Genomic DNA, 25,173 nt, shown 5'->3' on the forward strand with positions numbered 1-25,173 from the left:
ACCCTCTGGAGGGTTCACCATGCACCAGGGAACGACCGGTCAGATCGTCGCGATCGTGCTGATCAGCATCGTGATCGTGGGCATCGGCGCGCTGCTGTCGATGTACTTCGGCCGCCGCGCGAAGAGCTCGGCGGACTGGCTCGCGGCACCGGAGTCGCTGCCGCTGGGGGTCGTGGTGATCACCCAGTTCGCGACCGCCGTCGGCGGCGGTGTGCTGATCGCGCACGTCGGCATCGCCTACTCGTCCGGCTGGTCGGTGTTCGCCTACGAGGGCAGTGTCCTGTTGGGATTCCTCGGGCTCGCGCTGATCGCGAAGTGGTTGCGGGAGCAGAGCTTCACCACGGTCCCGGACATCCTCACCAAGCTGTTCGGTCGCAACAGGACGGTCACGGTGGTGGCCGGGTTCGCCGCGCTGATCGTGCCGTTCGGCTGGCTCGCCACCCAGTTCGTCTCGTTCGCGAAGCTGTTCGGCCAGCTCACCGGGATCCCCACGGCGGTGCTGGTGCTCGCGATCATGCTCGGGTCGCTGGTGTTCGTGCTGCCCGGCGGGCTCACCTCGGTGGCCTGGACCGACTTCGTGTTCGGCATCTTCAAGATCCTGATGTCGCTGGTGATCGCGGGGTACGCGATCTACCTGGCAGGCGGCTGGTCCGGCATCACCTCGCGGGTGCCGGAGCGGCTGTGGAGCGTGCAGGGGATCGGCGCGGCGGGCAGCGAGCAGATCTGGCTGTGGATCGCCGCGATCGTGCCGGGCACGCTGACGAACCAGCTCTACTACCAGCGGGTGTTCGCGACCAAGAAAGTACGCGACGCGCGGCGGGGGCTGGTGCTCTCCGGGCTCACGATTCTCGTGGCCGGGGTTTACGCGGGCTGCATCGGGCTGGCCGTGCGCGCGATGAGCCCCGGGCTCGCCAACCCGGAGCAGGCGGCGGGCTGGCTGCTCACCCGGCTGCCGACCGCGCTGCTGGTGCTCTTCGGCGCCTTCCTGGTCGCGACGATCATCTCGACGACGGGTGCCGCGCTGCAGTCCGTGGTCGCGAACCTGACCCGCGACCTGTACCAGAACGTGTTCGGCGGCACCAGGGGCGACCGCGCGACGATCTCGCTGTCCCGCCTGTTCAGCGCGGGCGTGGCGGTGCTGGCGGCGGCGCTCGCGATCGCCTTCCCGAGCGCGCTGGGCTGGCTGGTCGCGAGCTACGCGTATTCGGCGGCCGCGCTCGCCGCGCCGATCTTCCTCGGTTTCACGCTGCACAAGCGTTTCACGCTGCGCCCGGCCGCGGCGCTGGCGAGCATGATCGCCGGGATCGCCGGCTGCGCGGTCGCCCAGCTCGCCGACACCTCGGTGCCGTACGCGGTGTACGGGATCGTGTCGTCCGCGCTGGTGCTTGCCGTCGTCGGTATCGGGACCAGGGTCGCCGTGCCCGCACCGTCCACAACAGACATGTCCAATTCGGAGAGTCAGGAGATCGGGTGAGGATCGCGGTAATCGGCCTCGGGGTACTCGGCGCGAGCACGGCGAGGTCACTGGCGCTCGCCGGTGCCGAGGTGACGGTGTTCGAGCGCAGCGCGCCGGGAGCGGGCACCACCGGCACCACGTTCGCCTGGGTCAACTCGCACCAGAAGAACCCGCTGAGCTACCACGACCTGAACATCGCGGGCGTGCTCGAACACCACGAACTGGGTGGCGACTGGTTCCGCCCGACCGGCAACCTCGAATGGGCGGATGGGCCGGACGGTGCCGAGCGGCTCCGCGCGTCGACGGAGCAGCTTCGGGAGCGGGCTTACCCGATGGAATGGATCTCCCCGCGCCGGGCGCGCGAGCTGGTGCCCGATCTGGTGGTCCCGGCGGGTGTCGACGAGATCGCCTACTTCCCGGAGGAAGGCCACGTCCTGCCGATCGCGCTGCTCGCGCGGCTCTGGGGCGAGGCGCGCGACCACGGCGCGAAGCTGCGCTGTCCCGCCGAAGTGGTCGCGGTTTCCGGTGGCACGGTCGACCTCGCCGACGGCGGGCGCGAGTCGTTCGACGCCGTGGTGCTCGCGACCGGCCGCTGGACCGAGCAGCTCGCTTCGACGGCGGCGGTGGCCATCCCGATGGCGGGCATCGAACCGGCGACCGTCGGCTTCCTCGGCTACACCAGCCCGGTCGCCGCGCGGGTACCGGCGGTGCTGACCACGCCGAGGCTGAACGTGCGCCCCGACGGCGGCGGCAGGCTCGTCGTGCAGGGCCTCGACCTCGACGGTGACGCGGATCCCGCCGCGGTGCCGCCCGCCGACGGCGAGCACGCCGCCGACCTGTGCGCGCGGCTGCGGGAACTGGTCTCCGGCACCGAAGGCGTCCGGCTCGAGTCGCTCCGGGTCGGGCAGCGCGCGATGCCCGCCGACGGGCTGACCGTGGCCGGGTTCGCGGCGCCGCGACTCTACGTGCTGGCCACGCACAGCGGGATCACGCTCGGCCCGCTCCTCGGCCGGATCGCCGCCGAGGAGATCCTCGCGGAGCGGGAGTCACCGCTGCTCGCGGACTTCCGGCCGACGCGGTTCTCCGGCCTCGACCGGTCGACCTTGAAACCCCTGACCCGAGCCCGATTCGCGGGTCAGCAATAACTAGGTGGCCGGTGGCATCGGAATGCCGAGCTGCCCGGCCAGCGCGTTCAGTTCGCGGTAGAGGGCGGGCGACATCGGCACGCCGAGCGCTTCGCACTGCTCGGCGAACTGGGACTCCTTCCAGCCCGGGTAGCGGATCGGGGTGCCGCCGGTGCCGCTGTCCCAGCCGAGCAGGCTGCCGAACAGCGCGCTCGCCGCGCGCGCGAACCCGTCGGCGCTGCGCAACGCCGGCGGCGCGATCGCGAGGACGAGCAGGCCGGTGTCGCGGTCGTGGTCGGCGACCCCGGAAAGCACCCCGGCCAGCACCTCGACCATCAACGCGAACCCGGCGGCCGGTGACTGCGGGCCGGTGGACGACAACGCGTCCGCGGTGGCGTCGAAGACGAACGGGGCGTAGTCGCCGCCGGGTGCCGCGATGCCGAGCGGGTTCACCCCGTGGTCGCCGCCCGCGGCCAGCACGATGCCGATCATGCCGTGCGAAAGCGCGCGCGACGCGTGGTGGGCGGCTCGCCCGAACGCGCTGACCCCGCGGACCGAAAGCAGCCCGACGCCGTAGCGCGCGGCCCTGACCACGGCCCGGTCCATCGCGTCGCTGACCGCCCACAGGCCGAGCGCCTTGCGGTAGTCGACCATCGCGGCCGCCCCGCGGTCGGCGATCACCAGCGGCTCGGCCCTCGGCCGCACCTGCCCCTCGTCGAACAGCGGGAGGTAGGTCCGGACCAGTTCGGCGACGCCGCAGCCCTTCACCCCGGCCCGGTCCCCGTAGCAGAGCGCGTGCGCCGCGATCCTGGCACGCTCCGGTGGCAGGTCGTACGCCGTGAACACCGCCGCCGCGAACGCCACCAGATCGTCCCCGACCACGCGAAGCCTTGCCTGTTCGGGGATCTTCGGCGGCGGCTCGACGGCAACGGGGCGGGACTGGCGGAAGGACAGCGGTCTGAACGGCACTTGACCGAGAGTGCTGAGACCGCACTGGACTGTCAACGAGGCGCACGGGGCGCAACCCGACCGTGTGATCCGGCGCCACCGGAAAATCCGTCGAGGAAACTGTCCAAAAGGGAGATCTGGCGCTCCGGTGGGAAGTTTTCCGGATCGAAGAGCACTTGGACAACGAGCCCGTGCGTGAACGAGGCGGCGATCGCCACGAGGTCTTCGGAACCCGCCGCCGAATCCAGTTCACCTCGCCGCTGCGCCTCGACGACGTGCGGGAGGAGCCGCGCGCGCCAGTTCGCGTAGCGCGCGGCTTCGCCCTCGTGCAGGGCGGGGTCGGCGAGCGCGGCGCCCCAGAACCCGACCCACATCCGGTTCATCGTCACCGCGTCCGGTCCCAGCGGCAGCACGTCGAGCAGCGCGGCCCGCAACGCGACGAGGCCAGGGCGCTCCGGCCGGCGCCGCGCACGCGCCTGCGTCCGTTCGTCCGCGAGCCGGACGGCGTACCGCACGAGCGCCTTCTTGTTCGGGAAGTAGTGCGTGACGAGCCCGGTGGACGCGCCCATTTCGGTGGCCACCGCGCGCAGGGTCAGCCCGCTGAACCCGTGCGCCGCGAGCACCCGCCACACCGCCTCGGAAACGTCCTCGCGCCGGGCGTCGTGATCCCCGCGTGCGGGCATTGGCCCCACTCCGTTCCGATCGGCTACGCTGATGATCGTACATAACAAGTGTTATGTACGATCCACTGGAGGGAACCCATGCTCAGCCACCCCTTGGCGCCCGGCGCCGAGCTGTGCCCGCTCGAACCGTGGCAGGCCGAAGAGTTCGCGGCCCACGTCGACCAGGTCCGCGAACACCTCGCGCCGTGGATCCCGTGGGCGCACACGATCGTGGACGCCGAAAGCGCGCGTGCCCACCTGCAGCGCTACGCCGACCTGCAGGCGCGCGACGAAGGCCGTCTCTACGGGATCCGGGTCGACGGGAAGCTCGCGGGCGGCACCCTCTTCCGGACCTTCCACGGGCAAAGCGGCGTGTGCGAGGTCGGGGTCTGGCTCGATCGCGGCGCGGTCGGGCGCGGGCTGGTGACCGCCGCGGTGCGCGCGATGGTCGACTGGGCGATCGATGTGCGCGGTATGACGCGCGTGGAATGGCGTGCCGACCCGTCGAACACCCGCAGCGTCGCGGTCGCCGAGCGCCTCGGGTTCACCTTCGAGGGGGTGCTCCGGCAAACGTTCCCGGTCGCCGGGAGGCGGCTCGACTCCGGGATCTGGTCGATGCTCGCCGACGAATGGCACGAGGCGAGGGCCGCCGCGCAGACTGGGCGGTGATGACCGCACCGCACCGCAGGGGGATCGCGATCGCCGTCGCCGTTCTCCTGCTCGCCGCCGCGACCTACCTGCCGAACCGGGTGCTGCCCGGCTGGGCGTACCCGGTCAGCGGGGCGGTGGCCGCGGTGCTCCTGCTCGCGCTCGCGAGCTGGGCCGGTGCGGGCGCGCACGAACTGGGGCTCGATCGGCGATACCTCAAGCGCTCGGCGCTGGCTGGGCTGGTCGGCGTGGCCGTCGTCGCGGTGGTGTTCGGGATCGCGCTGGTGACCGCGCGCGAGGTGTTCGAGGACGGACGGGTCGGGCGGCCCGGCGTCGGGCAGCTACTCGTGCTGGCGCTGGTGCGGATCCCGTTCGGGACCGTGCTCGTCGAGGAGGTCGCGTTCCGGGGCGTGCTGCCCGCGTTGTTCGGCGGCGGCGAGCGGTGGCGGTGGACACCGGTGCTGTGCGCCTCCGCCCTGTTCGGGTTGTGGCACCTGCTGCCGTCGCTGGCGTTGCGGGAAAACCCCGCGGTGCGCTCGGCGCTGGGCGGGGTGCCCTGGCTGATCCCGGTCGCCGCGATGCTCGCCGCCGCCGCGGTGGGCGTGCTCCTGTGCTGGTGGCGCTACACCGGGCGCGGCCTGCTCACCACGGTGCTGATCCACCTCGCGACCAACTCGGGCGGGCTCGTGCTCGCCTGGTGGGTCCTCACCCGCGGCTGAACCGATCTTCGTCCGTTCGGCCGATTCGACCCGCGCACCGGGACGAATTCCGCCGCGCAGCCCGGAAAATTCGTTTCGGCATCCCCCGTCCGGGGCATCCCCCGACCATGTCCACCTCGCGAATCTCCAGTGGCCGGGGCACGGCCGCACGAGTGGTAGTCGGGATCGGCGCGCTCTTCGCGCTGGTCGAAGTGGTCTACATCCTGATGGTCGTGCTCGGCGCGAACCAGGCGAACGCGTTCTTCGGGTTCATCCGGTCGGTCGCCGACCCGCTCGCGCTGTTCTTCCCCGGCCTGTTCACCCTGTCCAACAACGACATCGGCGTCCTCATCAACTACGGGCTCGCGGCGGTCTTCTGGCTCGTCGTCACCGGGATCATCGCCCGCCTCTTGCGCTGACCTTCACGCGAACGCCGTCCTCGGCGACGATCAGGCCCATCGCGGTCGCCAGCACCGCGGCCTGCTCGGTGGTGATCACCGCGCCTGCCAGCTCCGCTTCGAGCGGGTCGAGCGCGCTCAGGTCACTGCCGCGCAGGTCGCAGCGGCCCAGCTTGATCCGGTGCAGCTGCGCGCCGGACAGGTCGACACCGGTCAGCGCCGCGTCCGTGAAATCGGCTCCGGTGAGGTCCGCCTCCCGGAGCCGCACCTGCTCGAACACCGAGTTGCGCAGATCGGCGTCCGGCAGCCCGACGAACGACCAGTCGCCGCCGTGCACCCGCATCGGCCGCACCGTCGACTCCTTGAACGTGCTGCCCATCAGCTTGCAGCCGGTGAACTCGGCGTCGAAGAAGTTGCAGCGCTGGAAAACGCAGCCGACGAACGCCGACGAAGAATGCTTCGACGCGTTGAACCGGACGTTGCCGAAGGTGCATTCGGTGAAGACCGCGCCCTCGGTCGTCGCCTCGGTGAGATCCACTTCGTGGAAGGCGCAGTTCGTGAACGCCTTGGCACCGAGCTCCTCGGCGTACCAGTCCTCGCGGGTGAAGGTCTCGTCTTCGGTGGTTTCGGTCACGGCTACCACGGTAGCCAGGGCGGCCCGAGAGCCGCCGTGTGCTACAACGCTCCCCATGAAGCACGTGCACGCGGGCAAGGTCAGGGATCTCTACGAGCTCGACGGGGACCTCCTGCTGGTCGCGTCCGATCGCGTCTCGGTCTACGACGTGTCGCTGCCGACACCCGTGCCGGACAAGGGGATCCTGCTCACCCAGCTCTCGGTGTGGTGGTTCGACCGGCTGCGCGAGGTGGTGCCGAACCACGTCCTCTCCGCGACCGACGTGCCCGCGGAGTTCGCCGGCCGCGCGATCCGGTGCAAGCCGCTGGAAATGGTGCCGTTCGAGTGCATCGCGCGCGGCTACCTCACCGGCTCCGGGCTCAAGGAGTACGAGCGGACCGGTTCGGTTTCCGGCGTGGCGCTGCCGCCGGGCCTGGTCAACGGGGACAAGCTCCCGGAGCCGATCTTCACCCCGACCACCAAGGTCTCCGAGGCGGGCGAGCACGACGCGCCCATCACCTTCGACGCGATGGCCGCGCAGGTCGGCCGTGACACCGCCGAACGGCTGCGCGACCTGACGCTCGCCATCTACACCGAAGGCGCCGCGCACGCCGCGAAGAACGGCATCCTGGTCGCCGACACGAAACTCGAATTCGGTTTCGCCGCCGACGGCGCGCTGACCCTCGGCGACGAGGTGCTGACCTCGGACTCGTCCCGGTTCTGGCCGGCCGGGGAATGGCAGCCCGGCCGCCAGCAGCACGCGTTCGACAAGCAGTTCGTGCGTGACTGGTCGGTCAGCACCGGCTGGGACAAAACCCCGCCGGGGCCCGAAATCCCGGCCGAAATCGTCGAGGCGACGCGCGAGCGGTACCAGCGCGTGTACGAGCTCATCACCGGCGAGAAGTGGCGTAGCTAGCGGTCCACCACACCGGCGAGCGCGGCGTCGTGCGCGGCGGTGGCGGCGCTCATCGCGATGAGCTGGTCGGTCAGCCACGCGGCCAGCTCCGCCGCGGTGAGGTGCCGCTCTCGCAGCCAGCTCAGCGTGCCGACCTCGACGGTGGCGACCCAGCTCCGCAGCGTCATCAACGTCATCGCGCTCGGCTCGGTGACCTCCGCCCTCGCCAGTATCTCGTCGACGGCGGTGCGGCGGACCCGGTCGATCAGCGCGCTGGTGCCCGGCGTCGCCATCACCGAACCGTTGCGCAGCAAGGCGACCACCGACGGCTCGTGCGTCTCGGCGAAGCGCAGGAACTCGCCGAGCGCGGTCCGCAGCTGCTCGGCGAGGGTGCCATCGGACGGTGTGGTGAGCCGCTCGACGAGCCCGTCGACCGCGGTTTCGGTGGCCGCCACGAACGCTTCGGCCGCCGAGGAGAAGTACCGGTAGAACAACGCGCGCGACACCCCGGCCTCGGCCGCGATGTCGTCCGCGGAGACCTGGTCGACCGGCAGCCGCCCGAACACCGCGATCGCCGCGTCGATCAGGTGCGCGCGGCGCTGTTCCGGCGGGAGCCGCCTGCTTCGTGTCATGTGTGCGTCACCGTCACCGCGCCCATGATGGCATCCCGCGTCCGGTTATGGTTTCCGGTGATGAGACGCAAGCGCCCTTCGCCGCTTCCGCCGCGCAACGGGCTCGACGCGGCGCGCCTGCGGCTGCCCGCCGACGGGCCGTGGACCACGCTGCGTGAGCACCTCGTCGCGAGGCTGCCGAGGCTCGACCCCGAGCGGATCGAAGGCATGCTCCGCGAAGACCGCATCCACGGCGAGGACGGCCCGCTCGGCCTCGACGCGCCGTTCGTGCCGAACTCGGTGATCTGGTTCCACCGCGACCTCCCCGACGAGGCACCGGTGCCCTTCGAGGTCGAGGTCGTGCACCGCGACGAACACCTGCTGGTGGTCGACAAACCGCATTTCCTCAGCACCATCCCGCGCGGGCGGCACGTGATGGAAACCGCGCTCGTCCGGCTGCGCCACGACCTCGGCCTGCCCGATCTTGTCCCGGCGCACCGGCTCGACCGGGTCACCGCCGGACTGGTCATGTTCGTGATCACCCCCGAACGGCGCGGCGCCTACCAGACGCTCTTCCGCGACCGGAAGGTCTCGAAGACCTACGAGGCGATCGCACGCGCCGATCTCTCGCTCGCCGAGCCGCGCACGGTCCGCAGCCGGATCGTGAAGGAACGCGGCATCTACACCGCCTACGAGGTGCCCGGTGAGCCGAACAGCGAAACCGTCGTCGAACTCGCCGAGCACCGCGACGGGCTCGGCCGGTACTCGCTGTCACCGAAGACCGGGCGCACGCACCAGCTCCGCCTGCACATGAGCGGGCTCGGCGTGCCCATCCTCGGCGACCGGTTCTACCCCGAGTTCACCGAAACCGCGCTCGACGACTTCACCCGCCCGCTGCAGCTACTGGCGAAGACGCTGGAGTTCACCGATCCCGGCTCCGGCGAGCCGCGACGCTTCGAAAGCCGCCGGGTGCTCCAGGCGTGGACGTCCTACGAGGACTGGGTTTCCTGAGACGGGAGGGCAAGCGACTGACCCGGACCGTTCAGGTCCTTCCCGATCGCGCGCAGCGCCGCCCACATCGTCGCCTGGTTCGCCGTCACGACCGGTTTGCCCAGTTCCTGCTCCAGCGGCGCGATCACGTCGTAGGTCGGCAGCGCGGTGCAGCTCACGAACACCACGTCGGCGTCGTCGCGGTCACCGCGGCGGACCAGGTCGAACACCTCGCGGTAGGTCACCGAGTAGACCTGCGCCACGGGCAGGCCCAGCGGCGTGGTGTCCGCCACGGCCAGCCCCGACTCGGTGAGGAACTCGCGCAACCGGTCGCCGACCGGGCGCTGGTAGGGGTGCACCACCGCGACCTTCGTGCCGCCGACCTGCCCGATGGCCTCGACCGCCGCGCTCGCCGCCGTCACGGCGTGCCGCGCGCCCTCGATCCGCATCGCCTCCCGCAGCGCGCGTTCCCGTTCGACACCACCGGTGAACGCGCAGGCCGTGCACGCGTAGGCGACCACCTCCGCGCCCACCCCGCACACCTCGCGGGTCGGGCCGACGACCTGGCTCGGCCGGTTGAGCCGCGACACCATGTCGAGGTTGTCCCACGACGGCACGGACGCCGTGCGCGCCAGGTACACCGTGACGTCGCCGGGCACCCACCGCCACAGCTCGCGGTCCTGGCGGAAGTCGAACGGGGCGACGACACCGACACCGGTCTGCGGCGCGGGCCCGTCAGCGAGATCGGTCTTCACTGACCCTCCTTGCTTTTGGCACTCCGCCCAGTCTCGCGCACCGGGGCCGCGGGAGGGACCTAGTCGTGGGCTCCGCCACGGGAGGGGATCAGCCTCGCTCCACCAGGTGGCCGACGACGTCGGGGCCGGGGTGGGCGTGGCCGGAGCCGTCGCGGCGCGGGTCTGCCTCGGGCAGTTCCACCGGGTCGCCGTTCTTCGCCGCGCCCGCCGGGCGCGGGCCGACCCAGCCGACCGTCAACCCCGTCTCCCCCTTGAGGAAGCGCTGCGCGCGGACACCGGCGGTGGCACGGCCCTTGGCCGGGTACAGCTCGAACGGCGTCACCTTCACGCTCGCGCCGGTGGCCGTGACGACCATCGGCTCGCCGTGCTCGGTGTCGTCGGTGCGGACCGCGCCGAAGAACACGACCTCGCCCTTGCCGACGTTGATCCCGGCCATCCCGCCGCCCTTGAGGCCCTGCGGCCGCACGATCGACGCGGCGAACCGCAGCAGCGACGCCTCCGAGGTCAGGAAGGTCAGCGACTCCTCGCCGCCGGTGAGCCAGGTGGCGCCGACGAGCTCGTCGCCGTCCTTGAGGCTGATCACGTCGAACTCGTCGGACCGGACCGGCCATTCCGGCGCGCACACCTTCACCGCGCCCAGCTTCGTGCCGAGCGCGAGGCCGGGTGATCCGGCGCCCTGTTCGCCGAGCGGGGCGATGCCGACCACCTTCTCGCCCTTGTCGAGCGGGACCAGCTCGCGCGCGGCCATCCCGCCGCGCAACGACACCGTGCCCGCCTGCTCCGGCAGCACCGGCAGCGGCAGCACGTCGGTCTTGAACGCGCGCCCCCGGTTGGTCACCAGCAGCACCTGGCCGCGCGCGGTGCTGTGCACGATCGCGGAAACGGCGTCGTGGCGCACCCTTCCGTTGCGGCGGCGGGCTTCCGAGGACTCCTCCGACTCCGCCGCGGTGCGCGCCACGAGACCGGTCGCCGACAGGATGACCTGGCACGGGTCGTCGGCGACCTCCAGCGGGCCCGCCGGCTTGGACGCGGCGAGCACCTCCTTGAGGTCACCGTCGATGAGCGCGGTGCGCCGCTCGGTCGGGAAGTCCTTCGCGATCTTCGCCAGTTCCGTCGACACGAGCTTCTTCAGCACGGACTCGTCGTCGAGGATCTTCGTCAGCTCGGCGATCTCGTCGCGCAGCTTGTCCTGCTCCGCTTCGAGTTCGAGCCGGTCGTACTTGGTGAGCCTGCGCAGCGGGGTGTCGAGGATGTAGGTCGCCTGGATCTCGGACAGCTTGAACCGCGTCATCAGGCCGTCCTTCGCGGCCTGCGCGTTCTCGCTCTCGCGGATCAGCTTGATCACCTTGTCGATGTTCAGCAGCGCCTTCAGCAGGCCCTCGACGAGGTGCAGCCGCTCTTCGCGCTTGCGCCGCCGGTACTTCGTCCGCCGCGTGACGACCTCGTACCGGTGCGCCAGGAACACTTCCAGCAGCGCCTTGAGCCCGAGCGTCCTCGGCTGCCCGTCGACGAGCACGAGGTTGTTGATGCCGAAGGACTGTTCGAGCGGGGTGAGCCGGTACAGGTCCGCGAGCAGTGCCTGCGGGTTGACCCCGACCTTGCACTCGATCACCAGTCGCGTGCCGTTCTCGCGGTCGGTGAGGTCCTTGACGTCGGAGATCCCGGTGAGCCGCTTGGACTTCGTGACCTCGTCGGTGATCTTCTCGATGATCTTTTCCGGCCCGACGCCGTAGGGCAGCTCGGTGACCGTGATCGCCTGCCTGCCCCGGCTCCCTTCGAGCAGCCCGGTTTCGACCTTCGCGCGCATGCGGACCACGCCGCGCCCGGTCTCGTAGGCGCGCCGGACCTCGTCGAGGCCGAGCAGCATGCCGCCGGTGGGCAGATCGGGCCCCGGCACGAACTCCATCAGCTTGTCCAGCGACGCACCGGGATGCGTGATGAGCCAGCGCGCGGCGGCGATCACCTCGCCCATGTTGTGCGGGATCATGTTCGTCGCCATCCCGACCGCGATCCCGGACGTACCGTTCACGAGCAGGTTCGGGAACGCCGCGGGCAGCACCGACGGCTCCTCGAGCGAACCGTCGTAGTTGGGCCGGAAGTCGACGGTGTCCTCGCCGAGTTCGCCGACGAGAAGCATCGCCTCCGGCGACATTCTCGCTTCGGTGTAACGCGAAGCGGCCGGTCCGTCGTCCGGGGATCCAAAATTGCCATGCCCGTCGACCAGTGGCGCATTCATGGAGAAGTCCTGCGCCAGCCGAACCATCGCGTCGTAAATCGCGGTATCGCCGTGCGGATGGTACTTGCCCATGCAGTTGTGGACGACGAGACCTTCCGCCACGAAGGCGTGTTCTTCGGTGCCGACCTGGATGTCGTAGGTCGTGTCCGGCGCCACCGGCTCGACCGATTCCACCCTCAGGAAGGCGTGCCCCGAAAGTGCGGTGAGCCGATTCGCGAAGGGTGAGCGGATCCGATGATGCTTCTCGACCCATCCATCCTTTTCGGCTCGGAACAACGAAAAGGACCGGTCTGCGAGCGCGACGCCAGTACGACTCCTACCGTGACGGACCTTCGCTCCGCTCACTGGACTCAAAGACGCGCGGAATGCCTTGCCTTCCGCGTCCCGGAACCAACCGCCACCGGGGTGCGCCGAGGTGAACTCCGCGAACACGGCCTTGCCCGGCAACCGGTCGTGACCTTGCTTGCCGTCGTGGGAACAGCCCCGGTCCGTGATGCGCTGGAGCGCTTCCTGCTTGTAGCCGATCTTGAGCAAGGGCTGCAGCACCCGCGCCAGCGCGACCGCGTCCCGACCTGCGAAGGACAACCCGAGCAGCGCTTTTCCACCGTCCGGTTTCGGGTTCTTCCCGTGCTGGCCGTGGATCCCGAGATCCGCCAGCATCGCGTACGCCTGCCGGATCAGACGCTCGCTCGTGCTGACGAACACGATCTCGCGGCGGTCTTCGCGGACGTAGCCGTCACCGTCGAACAGGCCGGCGAGGAACGCCGCCCACGAGGAACGGCGTTCGAGCACCTCCGCGGGGACGAACTTCCGACCGCTGAGCGGCGTGGCCGCTTCGAGCAGCCCGTCGTGCCGGGCAAAGGTCAGGATGTGCTGCTCACGATGGTTCGGCTGAGACGGCGCCCGCTCACCGCGGTGCACCTCGACCCCCGCGGCCGTCGCCCACTCGTACACGGCGTCGAGCGGCTCGATGTCGCACATGTGGATCCGGACCCGGCCATCGGCTTCACGGTCGCGGTCCACCGCGACCCCTTCGGCCGCGATCAAGCCGAGCAGGTAGCCGTACCGGTCACCGCCGTCACCGCCGCCCGGCGCGTCTCGTTCCGCGCTACGGCGCGCGCCGTAGCCGACCGTGAGCCGACCGGCGAGATCGCGCGCATCGGTCCAGACCACCGAGGAGTCGTCGGACACGGTGCGGAAGCGCTGGCCCGGCGTGACGACCATCGTGTGCCCGTTGGACCAGGTCACCTTGACCAGCTCGGACACCGGATTCTGGTAGGACTCGGTGACCGGCACCGGCTTTCCCTGTGCGTCCAGCACCAGCTCACCGGGCTCGATGTTCTCGATGGCGCGCAATCCCGACGGCGTCGACACCAACGTGCCCTTGACGAAGCAGTCGCCAACCACGCGAGAGGACTTCACGTAGGCGTGTGCCGGCCGGTAACCGTTTTCGTTCATGGAGAACAAAATCCGGCGGTGTACCGGCTTCAGGCCGTCGCGCGCGTCCGGGAGGGCGCGCGAGTGGATGACCGAGTAGGCGTACTCCAGGTACGAGTCCTCGATTTCGGCCTTCAGCGAGTTGTCGAAGACGTGCGCGCCCGGCTGGTCGAACGCGCCCGGATCGACCTTCGTGCTCGGGCCCTTGCGGCGTGCCATGACGGGAAACTCCTTGGACTAGCGAATGAAGACGATGATCAGATGTCGATGGCTTCGCGGTCGACGCGGTCGGAGGACTCGACGAGCCATTTGCGCCGCGGTTCGACCTTCTCCCCCATGAGCAGATCGAGCGCGGCCTCTGCGGCTTCGACGTCTTCCAGCGTGATCCGGCGGACCGAGCGGGTGGCCGGGTTCATCGTGGTCTCCCACAGCTCGTCGGCGTCCATCTCGCCGAGACCCTTGAACCGCGACACCGGATCGAGCTTCTTCCCGGCCGCCTCCAGCTCCGCGAACTTCGCCTCCATCTCGCGCTGGGTGAAGGTGAAGTGGGTCTCGGAGTTGCGGCCCTTGGTGACGAGCTTGTGCAGCGGCGGCATCGCGGCGTAGAGCCTGCCGTCCTCGATCACCGGCCGCATGTACTTCGCGAACAGCGTGATCAGCAGCGTCCTGATGTGCGAGCCGTCGACATCGGCGTCGGCCATCAGGATCACCCTGCCGTAGCGCATGGTCGACAGGTCGAACGTGCGGCCGCTGCCCGAGCCGAGCACTTGCACGATGGAGGCGATCTCGGCGTTCTTCAGGGTGTCGCCGAGGCTGGCCTTCTGCACGTTGAGGATCTTGCCGCGCAGCGGGAGCAGCGCCTGGTACTCCGAAACCCGTGCCATGCGGGCGGATCCGAGCGCGCTGTCCCCCTCGACGAGGAACAGCTCGCTGCGCGAAACGCCGGTGGTGCGGCAGTCGACGAGCTTCGGCGGCATCGCGGCGCCTTCGAGCGCGGTCTTGCGGCGCGCCGCGTCCTTCTGCTGCTTGTGCGCGAGCCGGACCCGGCCGGCGTCGACGATCTTCTGCAGCACCGTCTTGGCTTCGGTCTTGGTCCTGCGGTCGTCGACCCAGGCCTTGATGTGCTTCTCCACGATGCCGCCGATCACCTTGGTGATTCCGGCGGTGGACAGCTCGTCCTTGGTCTGCGAGGTGAACTGCGGCTCGGGGACGCGGACGTGGATGACCGCCGTCATGCCCTCGAGCACGTCGTCGAGCACCGGCGGGTCCTCTTTGGGCTTGAGCAGGCCGCGGGTGCGGGAAATGGCCTCCTGCAACGATTTCAGCGCCGCGCGGTCGAAGCCCTTGCGGTGCGTGCCGCCGTGCACGTTGCGGATCGTGTTGGTGAAGCACTCGACGGTGCGCTCGTAACCGGTGCCCCAGCGGAACGCGACCTCGACCTCGGCGCGGCGCTCCACATTGGACTTCATCACGCCGTTCTCGTCGGCGGCGTTCTCCTTGTAGGTGCCCTCGCCGCGCACGATCAGCGTGCCGGACACCGGCTTCTCGCCGGACGGGGACAGGAACTCCACCATGTCGGCGAGGCCGTTGGGGTAGTGGAACGTCTCGTCCTCGAGCGAGCCGCCGGTGGCGTCGCGCAGCACGTAGGTGACACCGGGCACCAGGAACGCGGTGTTGCGCAGCTTGCTGCGCACGCCGTCGACGTCGAGCGCGGCGCCGGTCTCGAAGTAGCGCGAGTCGTACCAGTAGCGGATCGAGGTGCCGGTGGCTTCCCCGCGCTTGAGCTTGCGGACCACGTTCAGCCCGGACTGGCGGGTGAACTTCGCCTTGGCGCCCGGCCCGTCGAACACGCCGGGCACGCCGTGCGCGAACGACATCTCGTGCACCTTGCCGTCCTGTTTGACCGTTACGTCGAACCGGTGGGACAGCGCGTTCACCGCCGAGGCGCCGACACCGTGCAGGCCGCCGGAGGTCTTGTAGCCGGAGCCGCCGAACTTGCCGCCCGCGTGCAGCCTGGTCAGCACCAGCTCGACACCGGACAGCCCGGACTTGGCGTGCACGCCGGTGGGGATGCCGCGGCCGTCGTCGTCCACCTGGACGCTGCCGTCGGCGTGCAGGGTCACCGCGACGCGGCTGGCGTAACCGGCCACGCCCTCGTCCGTCGAGTTGTCCACGACCTCGGCGAACAGGTGATTGATGCCACGGCTGTCGGTGGACCCGATGTACATACCCGGCCGCTTGCGAACGGCTTCCAGACCTTCCAGATGGGTCAGGTCGTCCGCTCCGTAGCGGGTCTCGGCAGAAGCAGTCACAGGGTCTTACTCCCAGATCAGGTCGTACGAACGACGAACCGCGCCGACGCCGCTGCCCGGCGGTCGGCGACTCACCGTACTGGAAGAGTATCCGGCCACCCCGACATTCCCCGCGCCTGCGAGCCGCGCCACGCTCGGAAACCGGCGGCGAAGTGCCCCTTCGGCCCGCCCGCGTGAGACAGGTTACAGCCTCGGGTGGCTACCGTCCGTGCCGCGTCGCGGACAGCGCGTATCTATGTCTACTTAGGACGGACAGCGCGCGTGACGTCCGCGACGAACTCCGCCGCCACGTCGTTGAGCTTCACGTTGTCCCGCTGGGACCGTTTCACCAGCTCTCCGAAGGCTTCGTCGGCGGTGAGCCCGCGCGCGGCCATCAGGATCCCCTTGGCCTGTTCGATCACCGCGCGCCTGCCGAGCGCCTGCCGGAGCTGGTCGACGGAGGCCCGCGCGCGCAGGTAGCGGCGCGCGGACTTCAGCGTCGCCGCCACGACCATCGTGTAGAGGTCGAGCAGCTTCTCCTCGACCTCGTTGAAGCCGTGCGGCCCGAACCCGAACAGGTTCATCGCGCCGCTGAGCGTTTCGTCGACGCGCAGCGGTGCGGCGAGGTAACTGCCGACGCCGAGGTCGAGCGCGGACGCGGTGAACTCCGGCCACAGCTCGACGGCCGTGCCGACGCTGACCCTGACCACCGCCCCGGTTTCCGCGGCGCGCAGGCACGGGCCGGCGCCGGTGGCGTACTGGCCGCGGTCGATCCGCTCGGCACGCGGGTCGGTGAAGGCGTCGGTCGTGGGCACGCCGTCCCTGATGACCGTGACGCTGGCGAGGTCCGCGCCGGGGATGACCCTGGTCACCTGATCGCACACCGCGCCGAGCACCACGCCGAGATCGTCTTCGGTGCCCACCACTTCGGTGAGTTCGCCCATCGCGCTGGTGACCTCGTCGAGATGGTCGCTGAAATCTTCCACGCTGAGGACCACTCCCGTGCCGCCCTTCATGCCACGGCGCCCCTGCGCCGCATCCGCACCGATTCTATTCGGGGCGCAGTTCGCGGCGCAGACATGCCCGTGGCCAGCGGTCGAGCCCGTGTTCGGCCTCGCTCGCCCTGATCCGCCGCAGTCCCGGCGTCAGCTCGGCGTCGCCGAGAACGCGGAAACCGCAGCGCCGGTAGTACGGGCCGTTCCAGGGGACCTCGGTGAACGTGGTCAGCGTCAGCGCGGGGCAGCCCCGTTCGCGCGCCCACTCCGCGACGTGCTCGACCAGCGCGCGGCCGAGACCGCGGCGCGCCTGGGAAGGGTGCACGGAAACCTGTTCGACGTGGGCGTTCCCGTCGACGAGATCGGCGATCAGGTAGGCGACCGGGCCGTCGCCGGGATCGGTCACCCAGGCGCGGCCGAGGTAGCCGCGGAGTTCGGCGAGGGAAAGGGGTTCGTCCTCGGCGATCGCCCGCATGCCGATCTCGGCGAACGCCAGCCCCGCGGCGCGCTCGATCTCGCGCAGCACCGGGAGATCGGCCTCGGTCGCGGGTCGGATCACGCGGCGAGCTTAACGGCGGCCGAGTCGGCGACGCAGCCGGAATACGACGGGAGGCGTACGCGCCGGTGCGCCCGATCGTCGCTTGCGGACGGACGACGGCAGGCCACCGGACGCGAACGGCAGACGGGCGGGACCGCCTCGCCCCCTACGCGAGGCGGTCCGCCCTCCCCCTCGACCCCGTCAGCGCAGCCCTGCCCAGAACCCGCAGTGGTGCTCGGCCGCGAGGTCGACCGTCGCGATGCCGCCCTGGCCGGTCGGTTTGAGCGACGGTCCCGAAACGTCGCGGCTCACCGGCGCCCAGTGCGGGCGCCCCGGCCCGTTCGGGTCACCGGTGCGGGCGAACGCGGTCCAGTACCCGACCATCTGGTCGGCCAGCACCTGCTGGTCCGGCGCCAGCTTCAGGTTGGCGCCGCGGACGTCGAACAGGTACGGCAGCTCCACCCCGTGGATCGCGCCCTCCTTGATCGGGCCGGGGAACGCCTTCACCAAGGGCGAGTGCGGATCCGAGAACTCGTAGGCGTACGTCGGCACCTTCGAGGAGAGCGTGCGATCGGACCGCACCTGGTTGCACGACCAGATCCGGTCGGTGGTGACCGCACCCCACGCGTGCGCCGGCGATTCGTACGCCGGCAACGGGTATTCGGCCTCCACCTTCGGCGCCGCGCCGCCCGCCATCGTGGCGACGAGCTGGTGGTACTTCGCGGCGTCGATCTTGCCGTTGTCGAAGGCGGTCAGCCAGGACCGGCCCTCGTCGCGGTTGTTGCCCGACAGCACCGGAACGCGGTGGAACCGGCCGTTGGCCAGTGCCGTGGCCGGGCTCTCCGGCAGCACGGCGCTCCCGGTCCCCGACGAGGTGAAGGCCAGGAACTGCTTCATCAGCTCGGCCGGCGGACGACCGCGCAGGCAGGCGAGCGCGCCCGCGCCGCCGGGGCAGCCGAGCTCCTTCGCCGCGATCTCGTCGCCCTGCTGGCGGATCGCCTGCTGCGGCACCCAGAACGACCCGGCCTGCTGGCCCGGGTACTGGCCACCCTTCGGCCAGTCGAAGTCGCACGAACCGCTCTGCATGATCGCGCGGTGGAACAGCCCCGCCGAGCCGGGCGAGGTGAGCTGCGCGCAGGTGCTCATCCCGCCCGCCGACTCGCCGGCGAGCGTGACGTTGCCCGCGTCACCGCCGAACGCCGCCGCGTTGCGCTGCACCCACCGCAGCGCGGCCTGCTGGTCCTGCAGGCCGAACGTGCCGGAACCGGGCAGGCCATGGTGGCCGAAGAACCCGAAGATGCCCAGCCGGTAGTTGATCGTGACCACCACCGCGTCGCCCTGCTCGGCCATGCGCCGCGCGAGGTAGTTGTGGCCCGCCCCCATGAAGAACCCGCCGCCGGGGACCCACACCACCACCGGCCGGGGCCGGGCGGGATCCTTTACCGGCGTCGTCACGTTGACGTAGAGGCAGTCCTCGTTCGTGCTGCCGCCCGGCGCCTCCGGGTTGTCCTGCTGCGGGCAGGCGGACGCGGGCGCGGTGGCGTCCCGCACCCCGGTCCACGGGCGCACCGGATGCGGCGACCGCCAGCGCAGCTCCCCCGTCGGCGGCGCGGCGTACGGCACGCCCTCGAACGTGCGGACCTCGCCCGCCGTCTTTCCCCGCACCTGCCCCGCGTCCGTGCGCACCACCGTCCGATCAGGACCGTCCACAGCGGACGCCGTGCCGACGGCGGCCAGCAACGCGCCCGCCACCCCCAGCACCAACACCTTCCTCAGCATCGTCGATGCCACCTCCTCCTTCGGAGGTTCCAGCATCGCGGCGAAAGCGGGATTCGCACATCGACCGACCGGCGCGGCGCGAGGTGGACCCCGATATCCACCGATCGGTTGATGCCGGGGAGCTACTCCCCGCGCGGGGAGAAGGGGTCCGGTGGGGGCAGCGGGCCGGTCACGGGATCGGCGTCGGTCAGCGGTTCCGCGGCGCCGCACAGCTCGCGCAGGTCGGCACCGGCGACGCAGCGCGACGGGAAAACCGCGGCCGCGGCGGTGGCCCGCAGCGGTCCGACCGGCAGTTCCGCCGTCGAACCGGCGAGCACGAGGTTCGAGAACCGGCGGCCGCGCAGCACCATCGGCTCGGCGAGCAGCAGCGCGTGCGGGAACACCGCGGACACCGTGGCGGCGACCCGTTTCGCGAACGCCAGCCCGGACCCGTCGGAGATGTTGAGCACGACTGTGCCGCCCGGCCGCAGGACCGCCGCGACGGCGGTGAGGAACTCCACCGTGGCGAGGCGCGCCGGCACCGAGGCACCCTGGAACGCGTCCAGCACCACGAAGTCCGCCGACTCCGCCTGGTACGCCTCGACCACCGCGCGGCCGTCGCCGACGATCACCCCGATGCCGTCGGAGGTCAGCCCGAACTGCCGCTCCACCAGCGCGACGAGCTCGCCGTCCGCATCCACCACGACCTGGTGCGACCCCGGCCGCGTCGCCTCGGCGTAACGCGCGATGGTGCCAGCGCCCCCGCCGACGTGCAGTATGTCGAGCGGGCCGTCCGGCACCAGGTCGAGCAGGTCGGCGATCCGCCGCACGTAGTCGAACTCGAGGTGCGCCGGGTCTTCGAGGTCCACATAGGACTGACTGATCCCGTCGACGCTGAGCAGCCAGCCGCCCGCGCGATCGGCGTCGCGCAGCACCTCGGCGACGCCGAAGCGGACCGGGTACTTCCCCGGCACCGGCCTCGCCCGCTCGTCCGCCACGACACCGACCTTAACCGCATCCCGCGACAAGTGGCTCCCGGCACAGTGCCCACCGGCTCGCTTGCCCGTGCGGGACGAGGGCGCTACACTGCGGTCATCCCCTGAGGATGTCGGCAACCCAGCCGCCCCGGGGAAGTCCCGAGAAGCACGGTTCGTCGAACAGTTTCCGTTCCGCGGTTCTCCGGTCAGCACGCGACTTTCACTCTTCCGTTCGCGTGGCACACACCTACTTCAGGAGAATTCCCATGCCAGAAACCACTGTCCCGGAACCGATCCGGGGAATACTCGACATCCAGGACAAGGCCGGGTTCGTCCGCGCCAACGGCTACCTGCCGAGCGCCGACGACGCGCACGTCCCGCTGGCCATGATCCGCAAACACGGTCTCCGCGGCGGAGATCTCGTCCTCGGCGCGAAACGCCCGGCGCAGCAGCAAAAAGCGGGCACGCTCACCGATATCGTGAGCGTGAACGGGCTCGACCCCGAAGAAGCACGGCACCGCCCCGAATTCGAGAAGCTCACCCCGGTGCACCCGCACGAACGGCTGCTGCTCGAAACCACCCCCAGCGCGGTGGCCACCAGGGTCATCGACCTCGTGATGCCGGTCGGAAAGGGCCAGCGCGCGCTCATCACGTCACCGCCGAAGGCGGGGAAAACCTCGATACTGCAAGCGATCGCGAACGCGATCGCGGTCAACCACCCCCGCGCGCACCTGATGGTGGTCCTCGTCGACGAACGCCCCGAAGAAGTCACCGACATGGCGCGCTCGGTACGCGGCGAAGTCATCTCGTCCACTTTCGACCGTCCGCCGCACGAACACCTCGCCGTGGCGGAGCTCGCCGTCGCACGGGCGCGGCGCCGCGCCGAACTCGGCCAGGACGTGGTGCTGCTGTTCGACTCGCTCACCCGCCTCGGCCGCGCCTACAACCTCGCGTCCAGGGCCTCGGGGCGAATCCTGTCCGGCGGCATCGACGCCACCACTCTGCACCCCCTCAAGCGGTTCCTCGGCTCCGCCCGCGCACTCGAAGAAGGCGGCTCGCTGACGATCATCGCGACCGCGATGGTGGAGAACGGCTCGCTCGGCGACACGGTGCTCTTCGAGGAGCTCAAGAGCACCGGCAACGCCGAGCTCAAACTGGACCGGCGCACCGCGGAGCGCCGCGTGTTCCCCGCGATCGACGTCCCGCAGTCGGGCACGCGCCGGGAAGAGCTGCTGCTCAGCCCGGAAGAGCTCGCCATCACCCACGAACTCCGGCGCGCGCTCGCCGTCGACTCCCAGCACGCCATCGACCACCTGCTCGACCGGATCCGCAAGACCCGGTCGAACGCCGAATTCCTGATGCGCTTCGCCGGCGCGCGCGCCGCCGTGGCGGCATGACCGCGCTGTCACCAGGACGGGCCCGACCGGCGCGGACGGGCTAATCACAGTCGCAACCAGCGTGTAGCGGTGGTTCAGCGCGCGGTCAGGCGCGATACTGGAGGGGTGCGATGAGTGAACGGGCCGCGCCGGGGTACCCACCGGGAAGCCTCGAGGACCAGCGAGAGCGGTGAGTGTCTTGGTACCGGTACGAATGCAGGGGGTCGCCCTCCTTTCCCCGGAAGCGGCTCCGGTGATGATGCTGCGCGAAACCGAGGGTGACCAGCGCTGGCTGGCCATCACGATCGGCGCGCCGGAAGCGGACGCGCTGCTGTCCGCCCAGGAACGGGTGGCACACCCGCGGCCGGGCACGATCGAGCTGATCGGCCAGGTGATCGACGCGTTCGGCCACGAGGTCGTCGGCGTCGAGGTGACCGGGCTGAGCCAGGGCATCTTCCTGTCCGACCTGGTGCTCGACTCCGGGATCAGGGTGTCCGCGCGGCCGAGCGACGCGGTCGCGCTGGCGATCCGCGCCGGCGTACCGGTGACCGTCGAAGAGGCCGTACTGGAGGAGGCATCCGTCGACATCGAGATCACCGGTGCCAGCGCCGACGCGTCGACGGACGACCTCAGCGAACACGAGCGCGAGCAGCAGGTGGCGGAGTTCCGCGCCCTGCTCGACGAGGTCCGCCCCGAGGACTTCGGCGACTGAACCCGGCCCGCTCCGCGGTCGAAGCGGGCCGTGCTCCGCATGGCCCCTACTTCTGCTGCTCCGCCAGCTTCGCCCGCAGCTTCTCCTCTGCCTCTTTGATCTCCGGGGTCATGGCGTCACCGAAGTCCTCGGTGTCGAAGACCTGACGGAGTTCGACCTCGGCATCGACGAACGGTGCGCGCCGTATCCACTCCAGTGCCTCGTCCTTCGACTTCGCCTGGAGCATCCAGAACCCGGCGACCAGCTCCTTCGCCTCGGCGAACGGACCGTCGACCACGGTCGACTTCCCCCCGGAGAACCGGATCTTCGCGCCCTTCGAGCTGGGGTGCAGGCCGTCGCCCGCGAGCATCACACCCGCCTTGACCAGTTCCTCGTTGAAGCGGCCCATGGCGGCCAGCTCCTCCTCGGTCGGCATCACGCCCGCTTCGGTGCTCTCGTCGCCCTTGACCATCACCATGAACCGCATAGCTGTCCCTTCGCTCCGCGGGCCGCGTCCCGGCCCGCGCTCATTCTTGCGTCGAACGGCCCGCCGTCCGATCGACAACCGCGGAAGAACTTCTTTCGGAGTTCGAGTTAGGGTTGCCTAACCACACGTCGTGCGGTCCAATGGAGCCATGGAGGGCCTCACTTCGATCAGGGCGGTCGCCGACCACTTCGACCTGCCCATCTCGACCCTGCACTACTGGGAGCGCCGCGGCTTGCTCAGCCCGTGGCGGCATGCGGGCAGCAGGCACTACGACGCCGACCAGCTCTACCGGATCGCGCTCATCAAGATGTGGCGCGACACCGGGCTGATGAGCATCGACGAAATCGCGCGCGTGCTCGGTGACGATCCCGGCTGGCGCGAGATCGTCACCGCGCGGTCCGAGGCGATCACCGCGCACATGGCGAAGCTGGACGCGGCCAGGGACTACCTCGCCTACCTGCTCACCTGCCGCCATCCCGGCCCGCTGGAGCGGTGCCCGAGCTTTCGGTCCGAGGTGGACGTTCCCGGCCGTCCGGCGACCCGGTTGCGCGGCCCGGCGCCCGCGGCGAGCCGCCCGGCACCCGCGGCATGAGCGTCGCCGCGGCGATCGCGGCCACGACGACGCAGGCCGCCGACACCGCGAACGCCACCGAGTAACCGTGCGAAAGCGCGCCGGGTGAGTCCGGTCCGTCCTGGTGCGCCGCGGACCAGGACGCGGCCACACCGGCCGAAATCGTGGTGAGCACGGCGAGCCCGACCGCGCTGCTGGTCTGCCGCACCGTGTTGAGCAGCCCGGCGGCGAGCCCGTTCTGGTGCGCGGGGACCCCGGTCGTCGCCGCGAGCGTGATCGGGGTGAACGCCGACGCCGTGCCGAACCCGAAGACCGCGCCGGGGACCAGCACGGACACCAGGTAGGACCGGTCGGCGCCGATCAGCGCCGCGAGCGCGGCGAACCCGGCCGCCCCGACGAGGCAGTACAGGACGGTCGCCCGCCGCGGCCCGAGCCGGACGGACACCGCGCCGGCGAACTTGGCGCCCGCGAACATCGCGACGCCGACCGGTAGGTACCCGAGCCCGGCCTGCAGCGGCGTGTACCCGTGCACGTCCTGCAGGTACAGCGAGAGCAGGATCGGGCTGGCGAAGAACCCGAGGCCGACCAGCATCATCACGACGTTGCCGCTGCTGACCGCGCGAAGCCGGAACACACCGAGGGACAGCAGGGGGTCACGCGCCCACTTCGCTTGGTGCACGAGGAAGAGCACGAGCAGCACCGCGCCGCCGACGAGCGCGCCCAGCACCTCCGCGCTGTCCCAGCCCGCCACCGCCGAGCGCATCACGCCGTACACCACGCCGACCAGCCCGGCCGTGGCGAGCGTGGCGCCGACGAAGTCCAGCCGGGGGCGCGCCGCCGACCGGTCGCCGCGGGCGATGACGGCGGGCGCGGCCAGCATGGCGGCGATCCCGATCGGCACCGTGACGAAGAAGACGGAGCGCCAGCCCGCCCACTGCATGAGCACCCCGCCGAGGACGGGGCCCGCCGCGGCCCCGATCGCGCCGACCGCGCTCCAGGTGCCGAGTGCCTTGGCCTTGCGGGCGGGATCGGTGAACGTGGTGGTCAGCAGCGACAGCGTGACGGGCATCAGCAGCGCGCCGCCGAGTCCCTGCACCGCCCTTGCCACGAGCAGCAGCTCGGCCGAACCGGCGAAACCGCCCGCGAGCCTGGCGACGGTGAACAGCGCGGTGCCCGCGAGGTACATCCGCCGCAGCCCGAACACGTCCGCGCACCGGCCTCCGAGCAGCAGGAACCCGGCGAAGGCCAGCGTGTAGGCGTTGACGACCCAGGTCAGCGCGGACGGGGAAAACCCCAGCGTGGCACGGATGTCGGGCAGCGCGACGGACACGATCGTGGCGTCCATGATCGCCACGAAGGACCCCGCGCAGGCCAGCGTGAGCGTCAGCAGTTCGTGCCTGCGGGTGACTGGGGATGGCGTGCTCATGAAACTCCTCGTACTCGACCGGACGCGGGCGACTCTGCCGAATCAACCCGGGTTGAGTGCAAGGCGGCGCCGCCGAGAGGCCACCCGCGAACCAGGTTTCGCGCAACCTTTTCGCGGCCGGGCCGTTGAGCAAACATGTCCTGCTGCAGGACGTGTGCGCGCTCGACCACACCGAGCACCTCGGCATCCCGTACGACCCGATCGCCGGACGGCTGGTGCTCAGCGCGCTGGATCCCGCGCACGCGAAGGCACCGGCCTGCCGGTTCGCGCCACCGGTGCCGAGCTGACGCCGGTGTCCGTTGTGGACACCGGCTTCGGCGCGCTGGAGCTCAACCCGGAAAGCCGCGGCCCGGCACATCACGGAGCGTGTTCGCGGGCACACCAAAACAGCGCCCACGCCTCAGCGTGCACGCTGCACCACGACATGCTCAGGTCCGGTGCCGCCCGGAGTCCTTGGCATCGTCTGCCTGCTCTGAGCTGGCCCCCTCGCCGTTCGCCCGCGAAACCGCCTCGTCGTAGATCGGAGTCGGCTCCTCGGCGGCGGCGTTCTCTTTCCCCTCACGCTTAGCCACCCGTGAATGATCCGTCATGG

The 25,173-nt window shown here is 70.5% G+C and carries 24 protein-coding genes and 1 pseudogene; 11 read left to right on the plus strand and 14 right to left on the minus strand.

Annotated elements, in window-relative coordinates; all coding sequences use genetic code 11:
- Positions 1 to 19: 19 nt before the first annotated feature.
- Together ABD256_RS13625 and ABD256_RS13630 are read left to right on the plus strand one after the other, a co-directional pair.
- The gene (locus ABD256_RS13625; RefSeq protein ID WP_344417487.1) at positions 20 to 1,474 is read left to right on the plus strand and encodes a sodium:solute symporter family protein; all 1,455 of its coding nucleotides are present in this window, start codon (positions 20 to 22) and stop codon (positions 1,472 to 1,474) included.
- Complete coding sequence (locus tag ABD256_RS13630; RefSeq protein WP_344417489.1) at positions 1,471 to 2,601, plus strand: NAD(P)/FAD-dependent oxidoreductase; 1,131 nt, start codon at positions 1,471 to 1,473, stop codon at positions 2,599 to 2,601. The genes ABD256_RS13625 and ABD256_RS13630 overlap by 4 nt, the downstream gene beginning before the upstream one ends.
- Here the strand turns inward: ABD256_RS13630 and ABD256_RS13635 are convergent, their stop codons facing one another.
- The gene (locus tag ABD256_RS13635; RefSeq protein ID WP_344417491.1) at positions 2,602 to 3,549 is read right to left on the minus strand and encodes an Ldh family oxidoreductase; all 948 of its coding nucleotides are present in this window, start codon (positions 3,547 to 3,549) and stop codon (positions 2,602 to 2,604) included. It abuts the gene before it with no gap.
- Between the two features lie 32 nt (positions 3,550 to 3,581).
- Complete coding sequence (locus ABD256_RS13640; protein WP_344417493.1) at positions 3,582 to 4,211, minus strand: TetR/AcrR family transcriptional regulator; 630 nt, start codon at positions 4,209 to 4,211, stop codon at positions 3,582 to 3,584.
- 78 nt (positions 4,212 to 4,289) lie between these two features.
- Between ABD256_RS13640 and ABD256_RS13645 the strand changes: the two genes are divergently transcribed.
- The 3 genes from ABD256_RS13645 (at position 4,290) to ABD256_RS13655 (ending at position 5,955) form a co-directional block, all read left to right on the plus strand.
- Positions 4,290 to 4,859, plus strand: coding sequence for a GNAT family N-acetyltransferase (locus ABD256_RS13645; RefSeq protein WP_344417495.1), 570 nt, complete (start codon positions 4,290 to 4,292; stop codon positions 4,857 to 4,859).
- On the plus strand, positions 4,859 to 5,557 hold the full coding sequence (locus ABD256_RS13650; protein WP_344417497.1) for a CPBP family intramembrane glutamic endopeptidase: 699 nt from the start codon (positions 4,859 to 4,861) through the stop codon (positions 5,555 to 5,557). The genes ABD256_RS13645 and ABD256_RS13650 overlap by 1 nt, the downstream gene beginning before the upstream one ends.
- Before the next feature lie 107 nt (positions 5,558 to 5,664).
- On the plus strand, positions 5,665 to 5,955 hold the full coding sequence (locus ABD256_RS13655; RefSeq protein ID WP_344417499.1) for a hypothetical protein: 291 nt from the start codon (positions 5,665 to 5,667) through the stop codon (positions 5,953 to 5,955).
- On the opposite strand, the gene ABD256_RS13660 is transcribed toward ABD256_RS13655, so the two are convergent.
- Positions 5,933 to 6,568, minus strand: coding sequence for a pentapeptide repeat-containing protein (locus ABD256_RS13660; RefSeq protein ID WP_344417501.1), 636 nt, complete (start codon positions 6,566 to 6,568; stop codon positions 5,933 to 5,935). The two genes, ABD256_RS13655 and ABD256_RS13660, sit on opposite strands and share 23 nt — an antisense overlap.
- 55 nt (positions 6,569 to 6,623) lie before the next feature.
- On the opposite strand from ABD256_RS13660, the gene ABD256_RS13665 reads away from it, so the two are divergent.
- A complete protein-coding gene (locus ABD256_RS13665; RefSeq protein ID WP_344417503.1) occupies positions 6,624 to 7,463 on the plus strand; it encodes a phosphoribosylaminoimidazolesuccinocarboxamide synthase in 840 nt (279 codons plus the stop codon).
- On the opposite strand, the gene ABD256_RS13670 is transcribed toward ABD256_RS13665, so the two are convergent.
- On the minus strand, positions 7,460 to 8,074 hold the full coding sequence (locus ABD256_RS13670; protein ID WP_344417505.1) for a TetR/AcrR family transcriptional regulator: 615 nt from the start codon (positions 8,072 to 8,074) through the stop codon (positions 7,460 to 7,462). The genes ABD256_RS13665 and ABD256_RS13670 overlap by 4 nt on opposite strands.
- A gap of 60 nt (positions 8,075 to 8,134) precedes the next feature.
- On the opposite strand from ABD256_RS13670, the gene ABD256_RS13675 reads away from it, so the two are divergent.
- Entirely contained in the window at positions 8,135 to 9,064 is a 930-nt protein-coding gene (locus ABD256_RS13675; RefSeq protein ID WP_344417507.1) for an RluA family pseudouridine synthase, read from the plus strand.
- Here ABD256_RS13675 and ABD256_RS13680 read toward each other — a convergent pair.
- The 7 genes from ABD256_RS13680 to ABD256_RS13710 form a co-directional block, all read right to left on the minus strand.
- On the minus strand, positions 9,043 to 9,798 hold the full coding sequence (locus ABD256_RS13680) for a maleate cis-trans isomerase family protein (RefSeq protein WP_344417509.1): 756 nt from the start codon (positions 9,796 to 9,798) through the stop codon (positions 9,043 to 9,045). The genes ABD256_RS13675 and ABD256_RS13680 overlap by 22 nt on opposite strands.
- Before the next feature lie 88 nt (positions 9,799 to 9,886).
- Entirely contained in the window at positions 9,887 to 13,690 is a 3,804-nt protein-coding gene (locus tag ABD256_RS13685) for a DNA topoisomerase (ATP-hydrolyzing) (RefSeq protein WP_344417511.1), read from the minus strand.
- 38 nt (positions 13,691 to 13,728) lie between these two features.
- Positions 13,729 to 15,783, minus strand: a complete 2,055-nt coding sequence (locus ABD256_RS13690; protein WP_344417513.1) for a DNA gyrase/topoisomerase IV subunit B — start codon at positions 15,781 to 15,783, stop codon at positions 13,729 to 13,731.
- A 239-nt stretch (positions 15,784 to 16,022) separates the two neighbouring features.
- Positions 16,023 to 16,778, minus strand: coding sequence for an ANTAR domain-containing protein (locus ABD256_RS13695; protein ID WP_425546445.1), 756 nt, complete (start codon positions 16,776 to 16,778; stop codon positions 16,023 to 16,025).
- 34 nt (positions 16,779 to 16,812) lie between these two features.
- The gene (locus tag ABD256_RS13700) at positions 16,813 to 17,316 is read right to left on the minus strand and encodes a GNAT family N-acetyltransferase (protein WP_344417515.1); all 504 of its coding nucleotides are present in this window, start codon (positions 17,314 to 17,316) and stop codon (positions 16,813 to 16,815) included.
- Between the two features lie 180 nt (positions 17,317 to 17,496).
- A complete protein-coding gene (locus ABD256_RS13705; RefSeq protein WP_344417517.1) occupies positions 17,497 to 19,074 on the minus strand; it encodes a carboxylesterase/lipase family protein in 1,578 nt (525 codons plus the stop codon).
- Between the two features lie 122 nt (positions 19,075 to 19,196).
- Positions 19,197 to 20,051, minus strand: a complete 855-nt coding sequence (locus tag ABD256_RS13710; RefSeq protein ID WP_344417519.1) for a spermidine synthase — start codon at positions 20,049 to 20,051, stop codon at positions 19,197 to 19,199.
- Between the two features lie 245 nt (positions 20,052 to 20,296).
- Between ABD256_RS13710 and rho the strand changes: the two genes are divergently transcribed.
- Both rho and ABD256_RS13720 read left to right on the plus strand, forming a co-directional pair.
- A complete protein-coding gene (gene rho, locus ABD256_RS13715) occupies positions 20,297 to 21,427 on the plus strand; it encodes a transcription termination factor Rho (RefSeq protein WP_344417521.1) in 1,131 nt (376 codons plus the stop codon).
- Positions 21,428 to 21,620: 193 nt separating this feature from the next.
- The gene (locus tag ABD256_RS13720; RefSeq protein ID WP_344417523.1) at positions 21,621 to 22,118 is read left to right on the plus strand and encodes a bifunctional nuclease family protein; all 498 of its coding nucleotides are present in this window, start codon (positions 21,621 to 21,623) and stop codon (positions 22,116 to 22,118) included.
- Between the two features lie 46 nt (positions 22,119 to 22,164).
- Here ABD256_RS13720 and ABD256_RS13725 read toward each other — a convergent pair whose 3' ends face one another.
- Positions 22,165 to 22,584: a YciI family protein gene (locus tag ABD256_RS13725; RefSeq protein ID WP_344417525.1), complete on the minus strand. Its 420-nt coding sequence runs from the start codon at positions 22,582 to 22,584 to the stop codon at positions 22,165 to 22,167.
- Between the two features lie 148 nt (positions 22,585 to 22,732).
- Between ABD256_RS13725 and ABD256_RS13730 the strand changes: the two are divergent.
- Positions 22,733 to 22,930, plus strand: a pseudogene (locus tag ABD256_RS13730) (helix-turn-helix domain-containing protein); the annotation flags it as partial.
- 115 nt (positions 22,931 to 23,045) lie between these two features.
- Here ABD256_RS13730 and ABD256_RS13735 read toward each other — a convergent pair.
- The gene (locus ABD256_RS13735) at positions 23,046 to 24,581 is read right to left on the minus strand and encodes a DHA2 family efflux MFS transporter permease subunit (RefSeq protein WP_344417527.1); all 1,536 of its coding nucleotides are present in this window, start codon (positions 24,579 to 24,581) and stop codon (positions 23,046 to 23,048) included.
- Between the two features lie 125 nt (positions 24,582 to 24,706).
- Here ABD256_RS13735 and ABD256_RS13740 point away from each other — a divergent pair, with 125 nt between their 5' ends.
- On the plus strand, positions 24,707 to 24,868 hold the full coding sequence (locus tag ABD256_RS13740; RefSeq protein WP_344417529.1) for a hypothetical protein: 162 nt from the start codon (positions 24,707 to 24,709) through the stop codon (positions 24,866 to 24,868).
- Positions 24,869 to 25,009: 141 nt separating this feature from the next.
- On the opposite strand, the gene ABD256_RS13745 is transcribed toward ABD256_RS13740, so the two are convergent.
- The gene (locus ABD256_RS13745; RefSeq protein WP_344417531.1) at positions 25,010 to 25,153 is read right to left on the minus strand and encodes a hypothetical protein; all 144 of its coding nucleotides are present in this window, start codon (positions 25,151 to 25,153) and stop codon (positions 25,010 to 25,012) included.
- Between the last annotated feature and the right edge of the window lie 20 nt (positions 25,154 to 25,173).

Origin of the sequence: Amycolatopsis minnesotensis, assembly GCF_039529815.1 — a bacterium.
In the GTDB taxonomy this organism is placed as follows: domain Bacteria; phylum Actinomycetota; class Actinomycetes; order Mycobacteriales; family Pseudonocardiaceae; genus Amycolatopsis; species Amycolatopsis minnesotensis.